Below are 23,892 nucleotides of genomic sequence, written 5' to 3'. Positions count from 1 at the left end.
CTCCTATACGGAAGCGGCTCCTTGAAACCTGACAACCTATGTCAGGACGGGACACATCTTCCGGTGCTAGCGAGCTGCCGCGGCCTTGCCCGCCATGCGTCCAAAGAAGGTGGCATCGCCGACCGACATGCCGCTGGCGTAGCCTGCAGCGGTGCGTGGAATGCCCGCGGTAGTGCGGCCCGCCGCGTAAAGTCCGGGAATGACTTCGCGGTCTGCATTCAGCACTTCGCCGGTAGGCAGGCTGTCCAGTCCACCCAGTGTGAAGAACGGATAGAAGGGACCGCGCCCCAGGGTGCAGTCAAGTGCGACAAAGGGCGGCTCAATCGGTCGCAGCCAGGCATCCGACTTGTGATAGAGCGGGTCATTACCTTCTGCCGCATTGCGGTTGTAGGACTCCAGCGTCTGTTGCAGGCTGCCTGACGGCAATTCGAGCTCGCCTTCAAGTTCGGCAATCGTATCGCCCGTACCTGCCACCTGGGCGCCCAGATAACTCATGCGCTCGTAGTCGCCGTAGCCTTCCACATCGGTGATCATGTAGATGCGTTTGGAATTGCGTTGCTGCAGCAGGGCGTTGTAGCCGACACGGCCATGGTAGCAATCTTCGTTGATAAAACGCTGTCCTTTATCATTCACCAGAATGCCGTAGGTGAGTGACGACGGGGGATAGTACGGCAGGCTGACAAAGCATTCGTGCATGTTGATCGTCGCCCCGCCGGCGCCCATTCCCATCAAAATACCGCTGCCGGTGTCGCCGGGGTTGCCGATGGGGGTCAGACCGCAGTCGAACTGAGGCGCGTATTTACGAACCATTTCCTCATTCATACAGAAGCCGCCCGCGCAGAGGATGACACCCTTGCTCGCTTTGACGTAGTGCTCTTTCTGATTGATCCGCACGACAATGCCAACCACGACATCGTTGTCGTCTTGAACCAGCGTCAGGGCCCGGCTCTCGTAGTGAACAGTCACGTTCTCTCTCGCTTCAACGGCCTCGGTCAGCAGCTTCATCAGCAGCGGCCCGCCGTTATCACCTTCAATTTCGAGGTTGTGACCGCGAGGGATGGGTTTCGCGTGCTCCGGGAAGGGGTAGGCTTTTTCGTTGCCGGTATACAGCAGACAGTCGTCGGTCAGCGCCATGATCGCGCGTTCTTTCAGCTCGCTCATTTTGAACGGCACGCCCATACCAGTGAGCCATTGGTAGTGCGCGATGCTGTTTTCGCAATAATAACGGAGCTTGTCTTCGTCGGCTTGATTGCCGAAGCAGGCGCGAAGATAGTTCAGCATGTTTTCGGTGTCGTCGCTGTAGCCACAGGCTTGCTGAACCGGCGTGCCGCCATTGCCGCCCATGTAAATCTCGGCGCTGGACAGTGCGGTGGAGCCGCCGCTGGCACTGGCCAGTTCGAACAACTGGACAGTGGCGCCCGCGTCGGCGGCTTCAATGGCTGCGCAGGCACCCGCACCGCCAAAACCGACAATGGCAATATCCGTTTCGATGTCCCAATGGGGTATAGCGCTGGCGCGCAGGGGCTTGCTGGGGCTGGTTTTATCGCTATTATTCATTACGGAAGGCTCGATTAATATATTCGTATTAAAAGATCAAATTTACTGGTTTTGCCGGGGGCTATCAAGAACATCTGGGTTCATTTTGTTGACCTTTCCGTTAATTCCGACAGACAAAAAAAGGGCTGCACAATGGCAGCCCAAGCAAGACCAAACAAATCCGTTATCAGTACTCGTAGAAGACGTCGATACCGTAGGTGCGGGGTTCGCCCCAGATCACCGAGCGGTCTGCTGAGGGCAGGTTGTCGACGGCGGTCAGCTCGTATTCTTCATCCAGCAAGTTCTTGGCCCAGAGACCCGCGCCCAGGCGACCGCCCGCGAGGGGGACATCTGCCAGACTGAAGCGGGCATTCACCAGTTCGTACTGGCGAAGCTGGGTGTTTTTCACGTTCTCTGCGCGAGAGCCACCGTTGCGCTCATCCATGTAGTTCACGCTGAGGTTGACGCTGCCGCGTCCCCAGTCTGCAACGAACAGGGTGTAATCAGCAGACAGAGTGAAGCTGTGCTCGGGAGCGGAGAAAAACACAAACTGGTCGGCCACATCGTTACCGCTAACGTCGGTTGCCTTGGTGACCTCGGAGTGCAGGTAGGCGTAGTTCAGCATCATCAGCAGGCGTTCGGTAGCCATAAAGGTGATGTCAGTTTCCAGGCCGTACATCTCCGCCTCACCGGCGTTAGTGACTTTGGTGTCGGCCACCGTCCCGGTCAGAATGAAGTTGAGCTGCATGTCTTCGTATTCGCTGTAGAACACGTTCGCGTTGACCCGCAGGCGGCGGTCCATCAGCTCGCTTTTCACGCCCAGCTCATACGAGGTTACGTACTCGGCGTCAAAGCCGTCGGCATAGCCGAAGCCGTAATCCACGCCATCGGTTGCCGGGCCCTGGTTGCCATCCTGTTGCGGGTCGCGGGTGTTAAAGCCGCCCGACTTATAGGCCTCGACACGCTTGGCATAAATGTTCGTGCTGTCGGTCAGGTCGTATTCGGCAACGAAGCTGAATGAGTCGTTAGTGAACTCCTGTTTAGCTTCAATGTTGTCGAAGTTTCTGCAGTCGCCGTCCAGAATGCTGTTGCACTGCGCGAACGACACGTCGATCGGGCCGAGTGGTGTTTCCGCAATGGTCTGGTCACGCTGGAATTTCTTGGTATAACGCGTGTCTTCCGAGCGCCGTGCACCGAAGGTCAGTTGCAGGCGGTCTTCCAGAATCGGTGGTGTCCAGGTGAACTGGCCGAAGAAGGCTTTGGCATCGTTCTCGATATCGTAAACCTGCTCCAGCATATTTACGGCGCGGATGCTGCTCTTGAGAATATCGCCAAGCAGCGGGATATCAATGTTGATGGGGCCGCTGAGCTGATGGTGCATCGGTCCATTGTCTTCCTGGGCTTCCTCAGTGAAGTAATAGGCGCCCACGATGTAGTTGATGCGGCTTTCAAACAGATCGCCGGAGATTTGCAGCTCGTGAGATGTCTGTTCCTGACTGATTTTGGGGTAGGTCAGGGGGAGGCAGTTGCCTCTTCCCATCACGAACTCGGCGGCTTGCCCGCAGTACTCGTTTGAATCGACACGGAATGTCAGACCACTGTCGGCGGTTTCGCCATCGGCAAGCGGGACGCCGCCACCGAGGTCGGCATAGGATTTGTCATTCAGCTCACGATAGGCGCCGATATACTTGATTTGGAAGCTGTCGAAATCCTGTGTCAGCGTCCAGGCATGCCCTTCGATATCGGTCGATGACTGCTCATAGGGCGTCACGGTACCAACCGATTTCTGGCGAGTATCGGAGTAGACGCTTCTTTCCTGCGCAGAAACCAGATCGGCTTGGCTGCCCGACGGTGAACGCGGAATAACGTGCTGATACTGGGTGTTGTAGTAGTCGAAGTCCGACTTGTCGTAGGCGTAGTCAAACGCGAGGCTGTCGGTGATATCCCAGCGGAAATCCAGACGATAACCCTCGACATCGCGGTCGCCAAAGTCGCCGCCGGGGCCGGTGTTTTCAATATGGCCGTCCTGCTGCGTGCGCATCACGGCAAACTTGGCTGCCATACGGTCGTTCAGTGGCACATTCAAGGTGCTTTTCGAGGTCAGCAAGTTACGGTTGCCGACGGTGAACTTCTGTTTGAACTCCAAGGCTTCGGTGGTGGGCTTCTTGGTGATCAGGTTGATGGCGCCGCCGGTGGTATTGCGTCCATAGAGTGTGCCCTGTGGACCGCGAAGAATTTCGATGCGCTGCAGATCGGCAACGTCCAGTGCGGTGCCGGTTGAGCGGGCGATGTATACGCCATCTACATAAATGCCGACCGGGGGATCCTGGGTGATCTGGGCGTCGGAAATACCGATGCCGCGAATAAAGATACGCAGGGTGGCGTTGTTGATCGGGAACGGTTCAATCGTCAGGCTGGGGACTTTGGAGCCAATGTCGCCAAGGTTGTTGATGCCGTCGGTTTCCAGTTGATCTTCCCCGAACGCCGTCAGCGAGATTGGTGTGTCTTGCAGCGACTCGGCGCGCTTCTGCGCTGTAACGATAACTTCTTCCAGCTGCGCCAGTGCCATAGGGCTGGCTACCGCCAGACTAAAGCCGCCGAGCACCGCGAGTGGCTTAAGCTTGCTAAGTTTCATACATCACCCTTTACTTATATAAATTGTTAGCACGCAATGTGTTTATGTAAGTTTGTTTTTTAATAGTTATTCGAAGTTTTGGAACGAGCTAATTGCGCATAAATCTCGATTTGTGCACAAGGTTACAGTGTTGTTACTTTTATTCGGCGGATCATAGCACAGCGAAAACTGCGCCAAGCTAGTCTGAAGCGATTAGATGAAGAGGCGATTCTCACCGACACAGTTAAGCTGCAATTTCTCGAATCGGTATTTTGTGCAGAATTCAAAGTTGACAGTGAGTATTAGTCGGGGCTGCCTGAACGCCTTATAATGCCCGCCAATAAAGGCTTTCAACGATGGAGTAGAGAAGCGAATGATCATTAAACCCCGTGTGCGCGGCTTCATGTGTGTGACCACTCACCCTGTGGGCTGCGAGGCCAATGTCCGTCAGCAGATCGACTATGTGAAAGCCCAGGGCGAGATTCCCAATGGTCCCAAGAAGGTATTGGTGATCGGCGCCTCTACCGGCTACGGTCTGGCGTCCCGGATCAGTGCCGCGTTTGGCAGTGGTGCCGCCACGCTGGGCATTTTCTTCGAGAAAGAAGGTACTGAGAAAAAGCCGGGCACGGCTGGCTGGTACAACTCGGCAGCCTTTCACAAATTTGCCGATGCGGAAGGGCTGTATGCCAAAAGCATCAACGGTGACGCCTTTTCTGATGAGATAAAGGAAAAAACCATTGCGCAGATCAAGGCGGATCTCGGGCAAGTCGATCTCGTGGTGTACAGCCTGGCGGCGCCGCGCCGTCAGCATCCAAAGAGTGGCGAGGTGTTCAACTCCACCTTGAAGCCCATCGGTAAGGATGTCAGTCAGCGTGGGGTGAATACCGACAAGGAAACCATTGAAACCGTCACGCTACCGGCGGCGACTCAGGATGACATCGACAGTACCGTCGCCGTGATGGGCGGTGAAGACTGGCAGATGTGGATTGAGGCGCTGGATGAGGCGGGCGTGCTGGCTGACGGTGCGAAGACCACGGCCTACACCTATCTCGGTGAGCGTATTACCTGGGATATCTATTGGCATGGCACGATTGGCCGCGCCAAGCAGGACCTGGACAAGCGGGTGATTGATATCCGTGAGCGACTGGCGGCGAAGGGCGGCGATGCCCGTGTGTCGGTGCTGAAAGCTGTGGTGACTCAGGCCAGTTCTGCCATTCCGATTATGCCGCTGTATCTGTCGTTGCTGTTTAAAGTAATGAAGGCGGACGGCAGCCACGAAGGCTGTATTGAGCAGGTCTACGGTTTATTCCGCAACAGCTTGTACGGGGATCAACCGACCTGCGACGAGGAGGGCCGCTTGCGGGCCGACGGTCTCGAACTGCGACCGGAAATTCAGCAGGCGGTTTCGGACGCCTGGGACAAAGTCACCACGGAAAACCTGCATGACGTCACCGATTTTGCCGGTTACAAACAGGAATTCCTCAAGCTGTTTGGCTTTGGTGTCGACGGCGTGGACTACGAAGCGGATGTCGATCCGGTCGTACCCATCGCCGAGCTGGTGTGAACCAGCGAGGCAATAACAAGGACGGGGGCTGAGGCCCCCGTTTTCGTTTCCTCTCACGCTGCCGTTAACGCGTTTGCGGCGCCGCCATTGCTGCGTTAGAGTGCAGCCCCGTTCACGCCCGCCCGAGAGTTTTTCATGCCTGTCAGCGCCAGAGAGGAATTGCGTCGTCAGTTAACGATTGCCCTGCCTATTGTTGGCGGTCAGTTGGCGCAATCCGCCAATGGCTTTGTCGATACGGTCATGGCGGGGCGGGTCTCTGCGGTCGATCTGGCCGCCGTTGCGGTCGGGGCCAGCATCTGGGTGCCGGTCTTTTTATTCCTGACCGGCCTGCTGATGGCCACCACCTCGGTATTGGCCCGCCACCTGGGTGCAGGGCAGCTTGGGCGAATAAACCCCACCATGCATCAGTCGATGATGCTGGCGCTGCTGGCCGGGATTGCCGGCGCGCTGTTGCTGCAGAATACCGGGTTCATTCTGAGCCGGATGGATGTTGATGCGCAGATTCAGCCGATGGTGGAGGATTACCTCTTTGGCCTGAGCTGGGGCCTGCCTGCCATCGCCGTAGTGCTGTCGCTGCGCAGTTATACTGAAGCGCTGGGCGATACCCGCCCGGTGCTGTGGATCAGTGTGATTGGCCTGCTGGTCAATATTCCCGTCAACTACGTGCTGATATACGGCAAGCTGGGCTTCCCGGCCCTGGGGGGCGTGGGCTGCGGCTGGGCCACTGCGGTGGTGATGAACCTGATGGCTGTGTTGATGGTGCTCTACGTGAAATTCAACGACAGCTACGCCCAGCGAGGGTGTAAGCTGGAACTGCACCCCTGGCAATTTGAGCCACCGACGCTGCGCTACCTGTTTGTATTGGGCTTGCCGGTGGCGTTGGCGATCTTCTTTGAAGTCAGCATTTTTGCGGTGATTGCACTGTTGTTGAGTCAGTCTGGTGCCATTGTTGTTGCCGGTCATCAATTGACGCTGAATTTCACATCGCTGGTATTCATGCTGCCACTCAGTTTTGCTCTGGCGGCCACCTCGCGAATAGGACATGCCCGGGGTCGTGAAGACGAAGAAGGGCTGCGTCTGGCTATTCGTATTGCCTTCCGGATTACGGCCGTCATTGGCGTGACGGCGGCCGCGTTGCTGGTGGTGAGCCGCGAGTGGATTCCGCGCATTTATACCGACAACCCCGAAGTGCTGTCGCTGGCCAGTTATCTGCTGCTATTCGCGGCGCTGTATCAAATCTCCGATGCCTTGCAGGTGACCGCCAACGGTTGTCTGCGCGGCTTTGAAGATACCCAGGTGCCGATGTATCTGACCCTGTTTTCCTACTGGGGTGTTGGTCTGCCGGCGGGCTATGTTCTCGCCACCGAGGCTTTTGGAACGACCGCGATGGGCCCGAGTGGCTATTGGTTGGGCTTGTTCGCCGGCTTGAGTAGTGCGGCGTTATTGCTGGGGGCCAGATTGCGCTGGCGTATGGGTCAGCCCCTGCTGACTGAACAGCATCGCGCCCAGCGCGCGCTTTAATTTCCCACCGCTTTCCGACATGCTGGGCGTTGTGCCATTGCGGTGAGTACACAGAGGGTAATAGCTATGCAGGCTGGCGTTCTTCAAAATCTGGCTCCGAATGTTCACCGGTTGATCGCGCCAAATCCCAGCGTGATGACCGGGCCGGGCACCAATGCCTATCTGCTGGGAAATCAGCGGATCACCGTGCTCGATCCCGGTCCCGCCATCGATGAGCACATTGATGCTATCAATGCGGCGATTCGTGATCTCGGCGGCGAGCTGGAGCAGATTGTGGTGACCCATACCCATCCCGACCACTCGCCCGCGGCGGCCATTCTGGCTGAGCAGCACGGCGTGCCCTTGCTGGGGCGTGCCATTGCCAATGATGGCTATCAGGACACCAGCTTTCAGCCCCATATTGAATTGCAGCACGATCAGGCCATTGACGTTGAAGGCGAGACCCTCAGGGCGATTTACACGCCGGGCCATGTCGATAACCACTTCTGCTTCCTGCACGAAGCCACGGGGCTGATGTTTACCGGCGACCATATTATGCAGGGCTCGACCGTGGTGATTATTCCGCCCGCTGGCGATATGGCCGACTATATCGCCTCGCTGGAAACCATGTTGGGCTATCCGCTGCGTGCCCTGGCTCCCGGACATGGCAGCGTGATTGAGGACGCCGGGGCCGAGATTCGCGGCCTGATTGCCCACCGCCTCGGTCGCGAGAGCAAAGTTCGCAAGGCCCTGCAGCAACACGGTGCGGGTGACCTCGAAGCACTGGTCAAGGTGGCCTACGACGATGTCCCTGTCGACATCCACAGCATTGCGCAGCTGTCGCTCTGGGCGCATCTGCTCAAGCTGAAAAAGCAGGGTGAGGCCCACGAGCAGGATGGTGTCTGGCACCCTGTTAAGTAGGTCTGCTGGCGTTATTCCTATCTTCTTTTGTGCCCCGCTGTTCGGTGTCGGGGCTTAATTAAGTTGTCATAAAATTCTGCGACAGTGCGCGCCTTTAACGGCTTTGCCGTTACCATCGGCGCAGGTGGATATCTTGTATCCACTCCTGCCCATCTATCTTTTTCGCTAGCCGCCAGAGCGGTGTCTCCGGTGCGGGCGTGATCTGTCGTTAAAGTCGGAGTTTAAGGGCAATGAAGCACTTTCGGGTGAGCATGGGGCTGTGGTTGCTGTTGGGATTGTCTGCTTGTGGCGGTGACTCGGGTGGCGGTGCTGGAGACAGCGATGCTGATCGCTTTGCGGCAGCCAGTGTCAGCGATGGAGTCTGGATGAAGGGCGACCTGCACTTGCACTCTCACCACAGCAGCGATGCTACCAGTCCGCTGGCGGGCCTGGTGGCTCTGGCAGAAGAGGTGGGGATGGATTATTTCATTATCACCGATCACGACAACCATGTTGAAGGCCGCATAGCGGAGCATACCTGGGCTGATCCGGATTACCGCTCTGACTCGATGGTCATGCTGTATGGCGCCGAATGGACCAATCACCGAGGTCACGGCAATGTCATTGCTGCCCAGCCCTACGAGCATGAATTGCTGTATCAGGTACGCGATGATCTCGATGTGGTGATCGGCGATGTGATCGACAGCCTCGGCGTCCACATGTCGGCCTGTCACCCCGCCGGCAGCGATGCATGGAATTTCAGTTACGACTTCGCCCGCGGCATAGAGGTTTGGAATTCATCCATCTGGCTGCTGCATTCCGGGGCTACGCAAATCTGGGATGACCTGCTCAAGTCAGGACGGCGGATAACCAGTCGCGGCGGCAGCGATGCCCACCACGGCCCGTTGGGCGAGGGCGATATGACTAGCCCCAGCGCCTGGCAGAGTATCGCCAATGTGTTGGGTACGCCCACCACCTGGGTGTTTGCACGTGAGCGAAGCCCCGAAGCAGTGGTGGAGGCATTGGATGCCGGGCGCGCCTCGATCAGTGTGAATCCCAACGCCGAGCGGCTGGCGCTGTATGTCGACACTGATGGTGACGGTCAGGCCGACGGCATGATGGGCGACAACCTGCCAGCCACCGGACAGCCGGTCACGTTTATGCTGGAGATGGTGGGCGGTGACTTCGCCGATATTTCCCGCCTCTATACGGTGACGGTGATTAAGAACGGTGAAGAGTTCGGTACATTCACCGTGACCGAATCGCATTTTGAGTTTGAAGATACGCCCGCTGCCGGGGATCGCAGCTACTACCGCGTTGAAGTGCAGGGCTGGCCGTCGGCGTACCTGATTTCGCCGCTGTCACCAGTGCTCAGTACCGCCATGCTCGCACTGTCGAATCCAGTGTACTTCAACTATTAAGCACGCTGTGGCTCGCCCGCTGAAATACGGGGGGCAGCCTACCAAAATCTCATCCGAAAGGAGTAGTTGCCGCTGTTATGCGTAGCTGATGACCGGAATCACTACGCATAGCCTTGTTGTTGCACGATTCTGATTCTAGACTCTAGGGCAAAAAACTGTCCGTCTATTTTCAGGGTTTTCGCCATGTCCTCACCTTCCACGCCTACCAACACCAGCGACGTTCTGAGTAATCTGACTTTGCCGCCGCTGACCATGCCGCGCCTGCTGGGCTGGGCGGCTCAGCAATATGGCGATAAAACAGCGATCCGCGAGGCGGGTGAAAACACCAGCTATCGACAGCTCAACGATCTGCGCCGTCAGGCCGGGCGGGCCTTTCTGAGCATGGGGGTGAAGCGCGGTGACCGCGTGGCGATCTGGGCGCCCAACAGTGCCCGCTGGATTGTCGCCGCCTTGGGTTTGCAGTCGGTAGGCGCGGTATTGGTGCCGCTGAATACCCGGCTGAATGCCTCGGAAGCGGCGGATATTCTTCGTCGCGCGGGGGTGAGCGTGCTGCTGACCGTTGCCAAGCTGGAGGCCGCTGATCCCGCTGAGATGGTCACGGCAGAGTCGCTGCCGGACCTGACAGCCAGTATCCGCCTGGATGCCGACAGCGATATCGCTGAGCAACTGGGCTGGATGACGTTTATGGCCAAATCCGCCGAGGCCGACGACGCGGCCTTTATTGCGCTGGAGCGTGCCATAGAGCCCTCCGACAGCGTCGATATGCTGTTTACCTCCGGCACCACCGGCAAGGCCAAGGGGGTGTTGTGCAGTCACGAGCAGAACATTCGCGTGTTTGCGACCTGGAGCGACACGGTCGGCCTGACCGGCGACGATATTTATCTGATTATTAACCCCTTCTTCCACTCCTTTGGTTACAAAGCGGGTTGGTTGGCGGCGCTGATTACCGGCTGCACCATCGTGCCCATGGCGCAGTTTGATCGCCGGGCCGTGATGGAGACCATCGCGGCTGAGCGGGTGAGTATGTTGCCCGGCGCCCCCTCGCTGTATGAAATGCTGCTGGCTGATCCCGAGCGCGATAACTATGACCTGTCGAGCCTGCGCCTCGGCGTGACCGGCGCGGCATCCGTGCCGGTCAAGCTGGTTGAGGACATGCGTGATGTGCTGGGCTTTGAAACCGTGGTCACTGCATACGGCCTTACCGAATCCACCGGCGTAGTCACCATCTGTCGTCCTGACGACGAGCCGCAAACCATTGCCAGCACCTGCGGTCGCGCCATGCCGGGCGTGGAGCTGAAATGCGCCGACCCGCAAACTGGCGAGGCCCGTGCGCCGGGTGAGGAGGGCGAAGTGTGGCTGCGCGGCTACAACGTCATGCAGGGTTACTTCGATATGCCCGAGGCCACCGCTGAGGCGATTACCGCCGACGGCTGGCTGCGCACCGGCGATATCGGCGTCATGGACGAGCGGGGCTATTTGCGTATCACCGACCGCCTGAAGGATATGTACATCATGAACGGCGAGAACGTCTATCCGGCGGAGGTGGAAAAGCTGCTTTACAACCTGGATGGCGTCGCGCAGGTGGCGGTGATTGGCGTACCGAAGGCGCCTCAGGGGGAGGTCGGCATGGCCTTTGTGGTGTGCCGTCCAGATGCCGAATTGACCGCCGAGCAGGTCAAGGCCTTCTGCGCTGACAAATTGGCTCGTTACAAACAACCCTATTACGTGGAGTTTGTGGAGAGTTTGCCGATGAATGCCTCCGGCAAAGTGCTGAAGACCGAGCTGGCCAAACAGGCGACCGCGTTGCTGGGCGGTGGCGCGTGAATATTGGCAGTGGTGAAGGGGCGCTGCCATCGCTGGCTGGTGACAACACGCATCACGGTATGGACGAAGTCGACTTTCGCATCGTGGCGCTGCTGCGCCGCGATGGTCGTATGCCCTTCAAAACCATTGCCGCCGAACTGGGACTGACCGAGGCAACCGTGCGATCGCGTGTGCGCCGCATGGAAGAGTCGGACAGCCTGCGTGTGGTGGCGGTCACCGATTATGAAGCGGTGGGTTACAGCATGATGCTGGCCGTAGGCATTCAGGTAGAAGGCCGGCCGGCAGACGCGGTGGCCGAGGACCTGGCCGGATTTTCCCAGGTATTTTCTGTTTGTCAGGTCGTGGGCACGCTGGACATAGAAGCTCTGGCGGTCGCTCGCGATCAGGAAGACCTGAATGCCTTGCTGGTCAAGCTGGCGGCGGTGCCGGGGGTGCGCAAGCTGGAGCCCTCAGTGGCGCTGGACGTGCTCAAAAATCAATCCAATTGGGTGCCGTTCGGTCACGGGGTATAACAGTGCAAAAGAAACAGCTCGACGAACTGGACCTGAAAATTCTCGATGGCCTCGCCCATGACGCCCGCACCAGCAATCGCAAGATTGCGGCGCAGTTGGGGGTGACCGAGGGTACCGTGCGTTCGCGGATCAAGCGCATGGAAGCCGAAGGTCTGGTGCGTATCACCGCGATGACCAACATCGCCCGGCTGCGAAACCCGATTCTCGCCTACATTTGGGTGGAGGCGGAACGCAGCGCCCAGTGCGAAGAGCTGGCGCAGCGTCTGGCCGAGGTGCCGGAAATTGGTTTTGTGGGAAAAATGCTGGGTCGCTTCGACCTTCTCGCCATTACTTTAGTGCAGGATCACGCCGAGCTGGCGGCGTTTCTGCACCGTCGTATCAGCGGCTTGCCCGGTGTGCTGCGAACCGAGTGTTCTCTCGGGGTCAATTTCGTCAAGCACGATTACCGTATGAGCCGGATTGTTCGCGCAGAATCCGATAAGAACTAAAAACGGTTTTGCGTAATCTGTTTGGCTTATAGCTTCGGATTTTTTCGTTGGTAAGCTTTCCACTCTGCTGTTATGCGTAGCAGATGCTGAGCCTGAAACCACTTTTCGGGCGGCAAACTCACTTTCAATTAAGGAGTGGACGTGAATAAAGAAATGGCTTTGCAGGAGCTCGTTGGCGAGCTGCGCGATGGCATGACCATCGGTATTGGTGGCTGGGGTCCCCGCCGTAAGCCCATGGCGCTGATCCGTGAAATTCTCAAGTCAGACCTGAAAGATCTGACGGTCGTGGCCTACGGTGGTGCCGATGTCGGCATGCTGTGCGCCGCCGGTAAGGTGAAAAAAGTGGTGTTCGCCTTCGTGTCGCTGGATTTCATCCCCCTGGAGCCGTATTTCCGTCAAGCTCGCCAGAATGGCGACATCGAGGTCATGGAAATTGACGAAGGCATGATGTTGCTGGGCCTGCGCGCCGCTGCCTGGGGGTGTCCGTTTATCCCCAGCAAGCTGGGTTTGGGCACCGATGTTGTCAAGCATAACCCCGAGATCAAATTGATCGACAGCCCCTACGACGATAAAGAGTGGCTGGCCATGCCCGCGCTGAAGCTGGATGCCGCGCTGATTCATGTCGACCGTGCCGACCGCCGTGGCGTCTGCCAGATCAAAGGCCCGGACATTTACATGGATGACTGGATGGCCCGCGCCGCCGACAAAACCTTTGTCAGCTGCGAAGAACTGGTCGACACCGATTACTTTGCCGAGGGCGATGAAGCCCGCTACGTATTCTGGGAGCGCACCATGACGTCGGCGGTGATCCCCGTTGCCGGTGGCGCTCACCCCAGTTCCTGTGCGCCGCTCTACGGTTTCGATGTGCCGCACTTCCAGGAGTACAACAGCTCAGCCAAAGAAGGCGGCTTCGAGGCCTACTTCGACAAGTACATCAAGGGCCGCAGCGAGGCGGAATACCAGGACGCCGTGGGCGGGCTGGATGCCATTCGCCAACTGCCAATGCCTGTTTACTGAGATCGGTCTGAGGAATTTTTTATGAGTACTCCCGCAACTGAATACAGCCTGGCCGAGCTGATGATTTGTGCCAATGCCAGTGCCTACGACAACGATGGCGAAGTGCTGGTGACCGGTATCGGCGTACTGCCGCGTATTGCCGCGAGTCTGGCGATGCTGAGCAGCAACACCGATATTCTGATGACGGACTCCGAGGCCTGGTTGCTGTCGGAGCCGAATCCGGTCGGTAAGCGCCCGGCAGATTTCAAACAGAAAAATGAAACCTGGATGGGCTTCAGCCGCATCTTTGACAACGTCTGGAGTGGACGTCGTCACCTGACCGGTGGGCCGACCCAGATCGACCGCTTTGCGCAGGCCAATATTTCTGCCCTGGGCGACTACAGCAAGCCCAAGGTACAGATGCTGGGTGTGCGCGGCTTCCCCGGCAACTCGTTTTGCCACGCCAATAGCTACCTGGTGCCGGCCCACAGCACGCGCGTTTTCATTGATGGCGAGTGCGATGTGGTCTGCACCATCGGCTACAACCCCGACCGCCTGCCCAAGGGCTACAGCTTCGACGATATCGACGTGCGTCAAGTGTACACCAATCTGGGCGTGTTCGACTTCCGTGGCCCGAATCGCCAGATGCAAATTGTCAGCCTGCACCCCGGTGTGACCGTGGAAGAAGTTCAGGAAAACACCGGTTTCCCGGTACATGTTCCTGAAAATATTCCGACCACGGCAGCGCCGACGGAAGAGCAGCTGGAGATTATCCGCCGCATCGATCCGCACAACCTGCGGGCCAAGCAGCTCAAGGATAATCCTCCGGGTGTTCGCGGCTAAGACGCGGCAGCCAACTACAACACCGGCAGTGCAGACTGCCGGTGTTTTGTCGATTCACCACAGGGCTTAACGAGCAATGTCGACGTTACTCAACACCCGCATCACTGAACTGCTGGGCTGCAAATACCCCGTCATCCAGACGGCGATGGGCTGGGTTGCCGACCCTAAACTGGTCGCCGCAACCGGCAATGCCGGCGGTTTTGGTTTTTTAGCCGGGGCGACCATTCCCCCCGAGCAGATGGAAGCCAATATCCTCGAAGTGAAATCCCTCACTGACGCCAATTTCGGTGTCAATTTCCACATGTACCAGCCCAATGCCGCGGAGATTATCGATCTGGTGATCAAGCACAGCGTCAAGGCGGTGAGCTATTCGCGCTCACCGGGCAAGGACATGGTGGCGCGCCTGAAAGACGCGGGGGTGGTGTGCATGCCCACGGTGGGGCTGCCCAAACACGCGATTAAAGCAGTGGAAATGGGGGCTGATGCCGTTACGGTGCAGGGCGGTGAAGGCGGCGGCCACACCGGTGCCGTGCCGACCACGCTGTTATTGCCGCAAGTTGTTGATGCTGTGGGTGACAAGGTGCCGGTACTGGGCGCAGGTGGCTTTAAAGACGGTCGCGGTCTGCTGGCCGCAATGGCGTTCGGTGCCGACGGGATTGCCATGGGAACCCGCTTCCTGCTCACCAAGGAAAGTCCGGTGCCCGAGGCCACCAAACAGCGCTACCTGAGCTGCAAGGACCCCGGCGCGATTATTCGCAGTGAAGCGCTCGATGGCCTGCCGCAGCGGATGATTCTCAACGATTTTCTCACCGAACTGGAGAAAGCCGGTCCGCTGAAAAAACTGCTGATAGCCCTGCGTAATGGCCTGGCGTTTCGCAAGTTTACCGGCGCCAGCCTGACGTCGTTGTTGCGCTCGGCGATGGCGATGACCAGCAGCGGTGACATTACCAAGGCGCAGGCCATTATGGCCGCCAACGCGCCGATGATTATCCAGAAAGCGATGGTTGATGGCCGTCCCGACGAGGGCGTGTTGCCCTCCGGTCAGGTGGCGGGCGTGATCGATGAATTACTGAGCTGTGAAGACCTGATTCGCAGCATCGTGGACGAAGCCGAGGCGCGCTTCGCAAACATGGGGAACGCATAATGACTAAGCCATATACCCTGACCATCAGCGACAGCGGTGTTGCTGAAATGATCTTCAATCACCCGCCGGTTAATGCCTTTAACAGCGATGGCTGGTTGGCGATTGCCGCCGAAATCAACGCGATGAGCGACAACGATGCCGTGCGCTCGATCATCATCGGCGCCGAAGGACGCGGTTTTTGCGCGGGCGTTGATATCAAGGAGCTGGCGGCTAACCCGGCCATGATTACCCGTGTGAACAAGGGTAATTACGAAACCTTCAAAGCCATTCACCGCAACCGCAAACCGGTGATCGTCGCCTTGCACGGCTTCGTACTGGGTGGGGGCATTGGTATCAGCGGCGCGGCCGACATCATTGTTGCCTCCGAGTGTGCGACCTTCGCGGTTCCCGAAGTGGATCGTGGCGCGATGGGTGGCGGTGCTCACCTGCAGCGCATGTTCCCGGTACAGAAGGTGCGCTACATGTACTTCACCGGCGAAGCCATCGATGCACAGGAGGCTTACCGCCTGGGCGCCGTCGAGAAAGTTGTGCCCCGTGAGCAACTGATGGATACCGCCCGCGAGATCGCCGAGAAAATTGCCGACAAATCGCCGCGCATGATCGAGCTTGCCAAAGAAGCATTGAACGGCGTGGAAGACGGCAATCTGGAAGACAAGTATCGCTGGGAGCAGGGCTTCACCCAGGAAGCCTACGCCGAGCCGGACTCCCAGGAAGCCAAAGACGCTTTCGTGCAGAAGCGCGACGCCCAATTCTGATGACAGGCGGGCCTGTCCCGCCGCTGAGTAACGAGACGAGAATCACCGATGAAACTCGAATACACCGCTGAGCATCAGGCATTTCGCGAGGAAGTGCGCGCCTGGTTAAAGGCCAATGTTCCCGCAGAGCCGCTGCAATCCTTCGACACGGAAGCGGGTTTCCAGCAACACCGTGAGTGGGAAGCCAAACTCTACGAAGGTCGCTGGGGCATGATCACCTGGCCGGAAGAAATGGGCGGCCGCGGCGCCGACCTGATGCAATGGCTGATTTTTGAAGAAGAGTATTACGCGGCATCGGCACCGCTGCGGGTGAACCAGAACGGCATCTTCCTGCTTGGCCCCACGCTGATGGAATACGGCACTGAGGAGCAGAAGAAGCGCTTCCTGAACGGCATGGCCACCGGCAAGGATATCTGGTGTCAGGGTTGGTCCGAACCCAATGCCGGCTCTGATATGGCGGCGATTCGTTCCCGCGCCGACCTCAGTGAAGATGGCACGCATTACGTAATCAATGGCCAGAAAACCTGGTCGACTCGCGCCGTGTGGGCCGACTGGTGTTTTGGCATGTTCCGCACTGACCCCGAGTCGGAGCGTCACCACGGTCTGACCTTTATTCTGGTGCCGCTGGACAGCGAAGGCATTACCGTGCGCCCGATTCCCCAGCTCGATGGGCTGCCCGGTTTTGCGGAAATCTTCTTTGACAACGTCAAAGTCCCGGTGGACTGCCGTCTGGGCGGCGAAGGCGAGGGCTGGAAAGTGGCGATGGCCACTGCCGGTTTCGAGCGTGGCCTGATGCTGCGTTCCCCCGCCCGCTTTCAGGAAACCGCGCGCCGCCTGGTGGCCCTGTACAAGGCCAATCAGCAAAGTGCTGACGAAGACCCCAGCATCCGCGATGAGGTACTCAGCGCGTATATGGATGCCGAAGCTTACTGCCTGACCACCTATCAAACCGCCTGCCGCCTGATGCAGGGCGGCAAGATTGGCGCTGAAGCCTCAACCAACAAGATCTTCTGGTCAGAGCTGGATCAGCGCATGCACGCCACCGGCCTGAAAATCCTCGCCACCCGTGGTGAGCTGGAGCCGGATTCGCCGGATGCGGGTGATGTAGGCCGCTGGCTGGACGGTTGGCTGTTTGCGCAGTCCGGGCCGATTTACGCGGGCACCAACGAAATTCAACGCAATATCATTGCCGAGCGCATGCTCGGTATGCCGCGCAAATAAGGAGACGGGTATGGACTTTACTTTCAGCGAAGATCAGCTCCTGTTTCAGGAATCCGTGCGCAGCTTTCTGGTGAACGAAAACACCCCTGAAGCCATTCGCCAGCTATGGGAAACCGAGTCGGGTCGCAGCGACGCGCTGTGGGCGCAACTGGCGGAAATGGGGCTGACGGGAATGACCGTGCCGGAAGAGCACGGCGGCCTGGGTATGAGCGAGCTGGACTTTGTGCTGCTGGCGCAGGAAGCCGGTTACGTGGCGCTGTCTGAGCCGCTGGTGAACAGCGTGCTGGTTGCTGCGCCGCTGCTGGCCGAGTGCGGCAACGCCGAGCTGGCGGCTGAGTGGCTGCCGAAGATGGCCTCGGGTGACGCCCGCGTAGTGGTGGGCTTGGGCATTAACAAACTGGTGGAAGACGCGCACTGCGCCGATCTGCTGTTACTCGAGCAGGACGGGGCGATCTACGCCGTCGATCCCGCCAAGGCCACGCTGCGTGCGAATCAGTCTGTCGACCCCGGTCGCAAACTGTTCGGCGTTGAATTCAACAGCACCGACGCCACCTTGATCGCCGACGGTGATACCGCGCAGTCGCTGATTGCCAATGCCCTGAATCGCGGTGCCCTCGGTGTGGCCGCGCAGGCACTGGGGCTGGCTCAGCGAATGATCGACCTTTCCGTCCAGTACACGAGCGAGCGCAAGCAGTTCGGTGTGGCCATCGGCAGCTTCCAGGCAGTGAAACACCACATGGCGAATATCGCCTACAAGCTGGAATACGCCAAAACGCCGGTTTACCGCGCGGCCTACGACATCGCCAACAAGCTGCCCCGAGCGACGCTGTCGGTCAGTCACGCCAAGCTGGCCGCCTGCGAAGTGGCCGATCTGGCGGCGAAGAACAGCATTCAGGTACACGGTGCCATGGGTTACACCTGGGAAGTGGACCTGCATATTTTCATGAAGCGCGCCTGGGCCTTTAACAGCAGCTTCGGCACTGCCGGTTTCCACAAGCAGCGTGTAGCCGCCGCCATTCTGGCTGACGACGCCCCACTGGGCGCCGGTGCGACCTTCTAAGAATACGAGGATAGAACGATGGCTGAAGCCTATATTGTCGACGCAGTAAGAAGCCCCACCGGTCGCCGCAAAGGCGGCCTGGCACATGTTCACGGCGCTGATCTGGGTGGCCATGTGCTCAAGGCAATTGTTGAGCGCAACGGCATTCCCGACAACGAATACGACGATGTGATTTTCGGCTGTGTCGATACCATCGGGCCGTTGGCGGGGGATATTGCCCGCAGCGCCTGGCTGGCCGCCGGTCTGTCACAGGAAGTGCCCGGCACAACGATCGATCGCCAGTGCGGTTCCTCTCAGCAGGCGGTGCATTTCGCGGCGCAGGCGGTAATGTCAGGCACCATGGATGTGGTGGTTGCCGGCGGCGTGCAGACCATGACCCAGATTCCTATTTCCTCGGCGATGATCGCCGCCGAGCCAATGGGCTTTAAAGACCCGTTCTCCGGTTCTGAAGGTTGGGTGGCTCGCTACGGTGCTCAGCCGCCGACCCAGTTCAACTCGGCGCAGATGATTGCCGACAAGTGGGAGCTGAGCCGCCGCGATCTCGAAGAGTACTCGCTGGAGTCGCATCGCCGTGCCCTGAAGGCGATTGAAGAAGGTCGCTTTGACCGAGAAATTGTGCCGCTGGCGGGTGTCAGCATGGATGAAACGCCGCGCAATACCAGCATCGAAAAAATGGCCGAACTGGACTTCCTGTTTGGCTGCGACAAAGTCACCGCGGCGGTGTCCAGCCAGACCTGTGACGCTTCAAGCGCCGTGCTGGTGGTCAGCGAAGACGCACTCAAGCGCTACAACCTCACTCCACGCGCCCGCATTCATCATATGAGCGTGCGTGCCGACGATCCGATCTGGATGCTGACCGCACCGATCCCGGCCACCCAGTACGCGCTGAAGAAAGCCGGTATGACACTCAATGACATCGACCTGGTGGAGATCAACGAGGCCTTTGCATCCGTGGTGATGGCCTGGTTGAAGGAAACCGGTTACGACCACGCCAAGACCAACGTCAACGGCGGCGCGATTGCACTGGGTCACCCGCTGGGTGCGACCGGCACCAAGCTGATGACGACCTTGCTGCATGAGCTGGAGCGTACTGGTGGTCGTTACGGTCTGCAGACCATGTGTGAAGGTGGTGGGCAGGCCAACGTCACCATCATCGAGCGTCTGTAGCGGAACGCCATCTGCGAGCGGCTGGCGGCGTTGCAGGACGTTTTCAACTCGGTCATTTACGGGTTTGTAAACTCCCTCGCTAAAAACGTCCTGCGCCTTGCCAGTCACACGCAGCTGACGTTCTCACGTTTAGGTGCAAGCACGCGCTTGGAAAATTTGAAAACGGGCTTTGGCCCGCACTGAGAAAATTAAGAGGATCTGCAATGGGTGTTTGTCAGGATCGCGTTGTCATCATTACCGGCGCTGGCGGTGGTTTGGGTGCCGCGCACGCAAAAGTCTTTGCCGCCGAAGGGGCGAAGATCATCGTAAACGATATCAACCAAGAGGCTGCACAGAAGGTTGTTGACGACATTAAAGCCGCCGGTGGCGATGCGGTGGTCAACACGTCCGATATCACCAACTACGACGACAGTCTGAATGCGGTGAAGCAGGCCATCGATACCTTTGGCGATCTGCATGTGGTGCTGAACAACGCCGGCATCAACCGCGACCGTATGTTTGCGTCGATGACCGAAGCGGACTGGGACGCGATCATGGCTGTGCATCTGAAAGGCCATTTCTGCATTACCTCTCACGCCGTTCATTACTGGCGCGGTCAGTCCAAAGAGGGCAAGGCGGTGGATGCACGCATTATCAACACCACCTCTGGCGCGGGCCTGCAGGGTTCTGTGGGACAGTCCAACTACGCCGCCGCCAAAGCCGGTATTGCGGCACTGACGCTGAACCAGGCCGCTGAGCTGGCGCGCTACGGTATTACCGCCAATGCGATTGCACCGGCGGCACGTACCGGCATGACCACCGCGGTTGAATCCATGGCGCAGCGCATGGCCAAGCCCGACGACGGCAGCTTTGACTACTGGGCGCCGGAAAATGTGTCCTCGCTGCTGGCGTGGTTGGGCAGTGCAGAATCCGCCAGTGTGACTGGCCGCGTATTTGAAGCGGAAGGCGGCAAAATTTCGGTGGCCGATGGCTGGCGCAAAGGGCCTGAAGTGGACAAGGGCGCGCGCTGGGAACCGGCCGAAGTCGGGCAGGCGGTAGAGAAAATTCTCGCTGAGGCAGTGCCCGCGCAAAAAGTGTATGGTAGCTGATTTTCCAAACTCGACACGGAGAATCCAACCATGAAATCACCGCTTATTGCTGCGCTGCTGCTCGCCGCCACGGCCAACTCTGCCCTGGCTGGCGGGGTGGCTTTTCGCTTCGGTGATGAAACCTTCGGCGCGTCGGTGGCCGGTGACCTGAGCGCTGACAGCAGTGCCCAGCTCGACTGGATGCACCACGAAGACGATGCCGATCTGGTCTCGCTGGGCCTGTATGCCAATGGTCAGCGCGGTGCTCTGACTGGCCGTGTGGGCGCCAAGGCTATTGCCCTGAGTGCCGATGACAGCGGTTTTGACGGCGCGGTAGCGGCCTTTGGTGGCGACTTGAGCATGCCGCTGAGCGATGTGGTGCGCCTGCGCGGTGGCTTGTACTACGGCCCCGAAGCGACGTCTGCCAGCGACATCGACGGCTATCAGGAGTGGTCGATCAGCGCGGAATTCGCCATTTTTCAAAACTCGGCCCTGGAACTGGGCTATGCCGACATCGAATTTGATGCCAAAGACGGCGGCGAATTCGATTTTGAAGACGGCCTCTTTGTACGCTTGCAGCTCCGGCTGTAATCCTGCAAGGCCGCCGTCGTGAACTGGAGTCTGTATGGAATTTGCGTTTACTGACGAACAGCAAATGATCCGCGATACGGCGGAGGCCTTTCTGAAAGATACCTCGACCAGCGAGGCGGTACGCGCCGCGATGGTCACCGAACTGGGTTATGACGCCGAGCTGTGGCAGCGCCTGTGCGGCGAAATGTACTGGCAGGCGATTCATATTCCCGAAGCCTACGGTGGTCTCGGCCTGTCCTACGTCGAGCTGGTGGCCATCATGGAGCAGATGGGGCGTTATCTGCTCTGTGCCCCTTACTTTTCCACGGTCTGTCTCGCCACCAATGCCCTGCTGTGTGCGGCATCTGAAGAGCAGAAGGCCGAACACCTCGGCGCGATCTGCGAAGGCCGCAGCGCGACACTGGCCTGGCAGTCCGGCCGCGACGGCAGTGCCGCCGGTGTTAGTGCCGCTTACTGCAAAGACGGCGACGATTACATTCTCGACGGCCATTACCGCTATGTGGTCGACGGCCACAGCGCAGAGCTGCTGATCTTGGCCGCTCGCGAAGCCGGCTCTGAAGGTCTGAGTGGCATCAGCCTGTTTGCGGTAGACGCCAGCAGTGCTGGCCTGAGCCGCGAACTGCTGACCACCTTGGATCAAACCCGCCGTCAGGCCAGCCTGAACGTGGACGGTCTGCGTTTGCCTGCGTCCGCCTTGCTGGGCGAGGCGGGTCAAAGCGGCGCGGCACTGGAGAAAACCCTGCAACTGGCGACGGTGGCACTGGCTGCCGAGCAGACCGGGGGGATGCAGCAACTGCTGGACAGCACTGTGGATTACACCCTTGAGCGCAAGCAGTTCAACCGCCCCATCGCCAGCTTCCAGTCCATCAAACACAAAGCCGCCGACATGATGATGCGCAACGAAGTGGCGCGCTCGGCGATTTACTACGCTGCCTGTGTGGCGGATGAAGCTCTGACCGGCGGCCCGCTGGCGGGCGAACTGGCGGAAGCCGCCAGCATCGCCAAGGCCTGGTGTTCCGAGGCCTACTTCAACAATGCCGGTGAGGCACTGCAGATGCACGGCGGTGTGGGTTTCACTTGGGAATACGATGTTCACCTGTACTTCAAGCGTGCCAAAGCCAGCGAACACCTGCTGGGCAACAGCGATGAGCACCGCGAGCGCGTGGCCAAGCTGCTGCTGGATGGCGACGTTGCGGCGCTGTAAGCGTAGCCGCAGAACTGAAACAGGCTAAGCGAGAACGAGCATGAAGTTACAATTCAGTGAAAAAGACGAAGCCTTCCGCGCCGAGATTGCCGGGTGGCTGAAAGACAATCTCAGCGGTGAATTTGCCCAGTTGAAATTTCGCGGTGGCCCCGGCGACGAGCATATGTTCCCCGAAGAGCGCAAACGCTGGGAGCAGAAGCTGGCCGAGGGCGGCTGGACCTGTGTGGGCTGGCCGCAAAAATACGGTGGCCGGGGGCTGTCTATTGAGCAACAGGTGATTTTTTATGAGGAATACGCCCGCGCCGGTGCGCCGGGTCGTATGGGGCATATTGGCGATGGCCTGACCGGCCCCACGCTGATCGCCTTTGGCAGCGAGGAACAGAAAGCCAAATACCTGCCGGGGATTCTGGCGGGTACCGAGTTCTGGTGTCAGGGTTATTCCGAGCCGGGCGCGGGTTCTGATCTGGCCAATGTAAAAACCAAGGCGCGTCTCGATGAGGCCAGCGGCAAGTGGATTATCAATGGCCAGAAAGTGTGGACCTCACTGGCCCATGAGTCTGAATACTGCTTTGTGGTGGCGCGTACCGATCCCGATTCGGTGGCGCACAAAGGGCTGGGCTTCTTTCTGGTGAAAATGGATCAGCCCGGCGTGACCGTGCGTCCTATCGAGCAGATTACCGGCACCTCTGAATTCAATGAAGTGTTCTTTGACGACGCCGAGTGCGATGTCGGCGACATCGTCGGCGAGCCCGGCGACGGCTGGAAAGTGGCCATGGGCCTGTTGGGCTTTGAGCGTGGCGTGTCCACCTTGGGCCAGCAGATGGCCTTCCAGAACGAGCTGGATGAAGTGGTGAAGCTGGCCAGGGAAAACGGCGCCGCGGAAGACCCGCAGATCCGCCAACGCCTCGCACAGGCTCACATCGGCCTGAAACTGATGCGCTATAACAGCATGCGCATGCTGTCTGGCGACAAGGGCGACGGCAGCCTGCAGAAAGAGGCGCTGATCTACAAACTGTACTGGGCGAGCTGGCACCGGGATCTGGGGGAGCTGGCGGTGGATATTATGGGCCCCGAGGCTAATATCCTGCCCGAAGCGCCCTATGAACTGAATCGCCTGCAGTCGCTGTTCCTGTTTACCCGCTCCGATACCATTTACGGCGGCACCAATCAGATCCAGCGCAATATTATTGCCGAGCGCGGCTTGGGTATGCCGAAAGAGCCCAAGTGGTAGCCTGAGCACGCACAGCAGCCAATCAAAAACACGAGCGGGCGCAGCAGACGCCTGCCGCCAGGAGATAATGATGAGTGTGAAGATTCCGGAATACGTTGCGGGCCACGGCCTGCTGAAGGGTAAGTCGGTACTGATTACCGCCGCCGCAGGCGCGGGTATTGGCTTTGCCGCCGCCAAGCGCGCAGTGGAAGAGGGCTGTCGCAGCATTGCGAGCAGCGATATTCACGAAGGTCGCCTGCATGACGCCGTAGAGC

At 58.8% G+C, this 23,892-nt stretch carries 20 protein-coding genes and 1 pseudogene; 19 read left to right on the top strand and 2 right to left on the bottom strand.

Features of this window, described 5'->3' with window-relative positions; genetic code table 11:
* Window positions 1-66: 66 nt before the first annotated feature.
* Both AC5DB9_RS14620 and AC5DB9_RS14615 read right to left on the bottom strand, forming a co-directional pair.
* Entirely contained in the window at window positions 67-1,557 is a 1,491-nt protein-coding gene (locus AC5DB9_RS14620; RefSeq protein ID WP_022959955.1) for an FAD-dependent oxidoreductase, read from the bottom strand.
* A gap of 166 nt (window positions 1,558-1,723) precedes the next feature.
* Window positions 1,724-4,171, bottom strand: a complete 2,448-nt coding sequence (locus tag AC5DB9_RS14615) for a TonB-dependent receptor (protein ID WP_272991752.1) — start codon at window positions 4,169-4,171, stop codon at window positions 1,724-1,726.
* A gap of 352 nt (window positions 4,172-4,523) precedes the next feature.
* On the opposite strand from AC5DB9_RS14615, the gene fabV reads away from it, so the two are divergent.
* From fabV to AC5DB9_RS14520, 19 genes and pseudogenes are all read left to right on the top strand, one after another.
* Window positions 4,524-5,714, top strand: a complete 1,191-nt coding sequence (fabV, locus tag AC5DB9_RS14610) for an enoyl-ACP reductase FabV (protein ID WP_272991749.1) — start codon at window positions 4,524-4,526, stop codon at window positions 5,712-5,714.
* A 135-nt stretch (window positions 5,715-5,849) separates the two neighbouring features.
* Entirely contained in the window at window positions 5,850-7,235 is a 1,386-nt protein-coding gene (locus tag AC5DB9_RS14605) for an MATE family efflux transporter (protein ID WP_272991746.1), read from the top strand.
* 66 nt (window positions 7,236-7,301) lie between these two features.
* Window positions 7,302-8,135 (top strand): MBL fold metallo-hydrolase, encoded by an 834-nt coding sequence (locus AC5DB9_RS14600; RefSeq protein ID WP_272991743.1) that lies wholly within the window; start codon window positions 7,302-7,304, stop codon window positions 8,133-8,135.
* A gap of 230 nt (window positions 8,136-8,365) precedes the next feature.
* A complete protein-coding gene (locus AC5DB9_RS14595) occupies window positions 8,366-9,535 on the top strand; it encodes a CehA/McbA family metallohydrolase (RefSeq protein ID WP_272991740.1) in 1,170 nt (389 codons plus the stop codon).
* Between the two features lie 183 nt (window positions 9,536-9,718).
* Window positions 9,719-11,359, top strand: coding sequence for a FadD3 family acyl-CoA ligase (locus AC5DB9_RS14590; RefSeq protein WP_272991738.1), 1,641 nt, complete (start codon window positions 9,719-9,721; stop codon window positions 11,357-11,359).
* The gene (locus AC5DB9_RS14585) at window positions 11,356-11,871 is read left to right on the top strand and encodes an Lrp/AsnC family transcriptional regulator (protein WP_272991736.1); all 516 of its coding nucleotides are present in this window, start codon (window positions 11,356-11,358) and stop codon (window positions 11,869-11,871) included. The genes AC5DB9_RS14590 and AC5DB9_RS14585 overlap by 4 nt, the downstream gene beginning before the upstream one ends.
* 2 nt (window positions 11,872-11,873) lie before the next feature.
* On the top strand, window positions 11,874-12,359 hold the full coding sequence (locus AC5DB9_RS14580) for an Lrp/AsnC family transcriptional regulator (RefSeq protein ID WP_272991733.1): 486 nt from the start codon (window positions 11,874-11,876) through the stop codon (window positions 12,357-12,359).
* Window positions 12,360-12,500: 141 nt separating this feature from the next.
* Window positions 12,501-13,376 (top strand): CoA transferase subunit A, encoded by an 876-nt coding sequence (locus AC5DB9_RS14575; RefSeq protein ID WP_022959946.1) that lies wholly within the window; start codon window positions 12,501-12,503, stop codon window positions 13,374-13,376.
* 21 nt (window positions 13,377-13,397) lie between these two features.
* Entirely contained in the window at window positions 13,398-14,198 is an 801-nt protein-coding gene (locus tag AC5DB9_RS14570; protein ID WP_272991729.1) for a CoA-transferase subunit beta, read from the top strand.
* A gap of 76 nt (window positions 14,199-14,274) precedes the next feature.
* Complete coding sequence (locus tag AC5DB9_RS14565; protein WP_272991727.1) at window positions 14,275-15,342, top strand: NAD(P)H-dependent flavin oxidoreductase; 1,068 nt, start codon at window positions 14,275-14,277, stop codon at window positions 15,340-15,342.
* Window positions 15,342-16,097, top strand: a complete 756-nt coding sequence (locus tag AC5DB9_RS14560; RefSeq protein WP_272991723.1) for an enoyl-CoA hydratase family protein — start codon at window positions 15,342-15,344, stop codon at window positions 16,095-16,097. Before AC5DB9_RS14565 ends, AC5DB9_RS14560 begins: the two co-directional genes overlap by 1 nt.
* A 48-nt stretch (window positions 16,098-16,145) precedes the next feature.
* Window positions 16,146-17,318, top strand: coding sequence for an acyl-CoA dehydrogenase (locus AC5DB9_RS14555; protein WP_272991720.1), 1,173 nt, complete (start codon window positions 16,146-16,148; stop codon window positions 17,316-17,318).
* A 10-nt stretch (window positions 17,319-17,328) separates the two neighbouring features.
* A complete protein-coding gene (locus AC5DB9_RS14550; RefSeq protein WP_272991717.1) occupies window positions 17,329-18,378 on the top strand; it encodes an acyl-CoA dehydrogenase family protein in 1,050 nt (349 codons plus the stop codon).
* 18 nt (window positions 18,379-18,396) lie between these two features.
* Window positions 18,397-19,545: an acetyl-CoA C-acetyltransferase gene (locus tag AC5DB9_RS14545; RefSeq protein ID WP_272991714.1), complete on the top strand. Its 1,149-nt coding sequence runs from the start codon at window positions 18,397-18,399 to the stop codon at window positions 19,543-19,545.
* Between the two features lie 203 nt (window positions 19,546-19,748).
* Window positions 19,749-20,633 carry an SDR family oxidoreductase gene (locus AC5DB9_RS14540; RefSeq protein ID WP_272991711.1) on the top strand — a complete coding sequence of 295 codons (885 nt, stop codon included), beginning with the start codon at window positions 19,749-19,751 and terminating at the stop codon, window positions 20,631-20,633.
* 30 nt (window positions 20,634-20,663) lie between these two features.
* Window positions 20,664-21,203 (top strand): YfaZ family outer membrane protein, encoded by a 540-nt coding sequence (locus AC5DB9_RS14535; RefSeq protein WP_022959938.1) that lies wholly within the window; start codon window positions 20,664-20,666, stop codon window positions 21,201-21,203.
* A gap of 34 nt (window positions 21,204-21,237) precedes the next feature.
* Window positions 21,238-22,407, top strand: coding sequence for an acyl-CoA dehydrogenase family protein (locus AC5DB9_RS14530; RefSeq protein ID WP_272991707.1), 1,170 nt, complete (start codon window positions 21,238-21,240; stop codon window positions 22,405-22,407).
* A 40-nt stretch (window positions 22,408-22,447) separates the two neighbouring features.
* Window positions 22,448-23,638 (top strand): acyl-CoA dehydrogenase family protein, encoded by a 1,191-nt coding sequence (locus AC5DB9_RS14525; protein ID WP_272991705.1) that lies wholly within the window; start codon window positions 22,448-22,450, stop codon window positions 23,636-23,638.
* A gap of 70 nt (window positions 23,639-23,708) precedes the next feature.
* A pseudogene (locus tag AC5DB9_RS14520) lies at window positions 23,709-23,892 on the top strand (SDR family oxidoreductase); the annotation flags it as partial.

The organism is Spongiibacter sp. (genome assembly GCF_984394615.1).
This window is presented reverse-complemented; position numbering and strand designations above follow the sequence as displayed.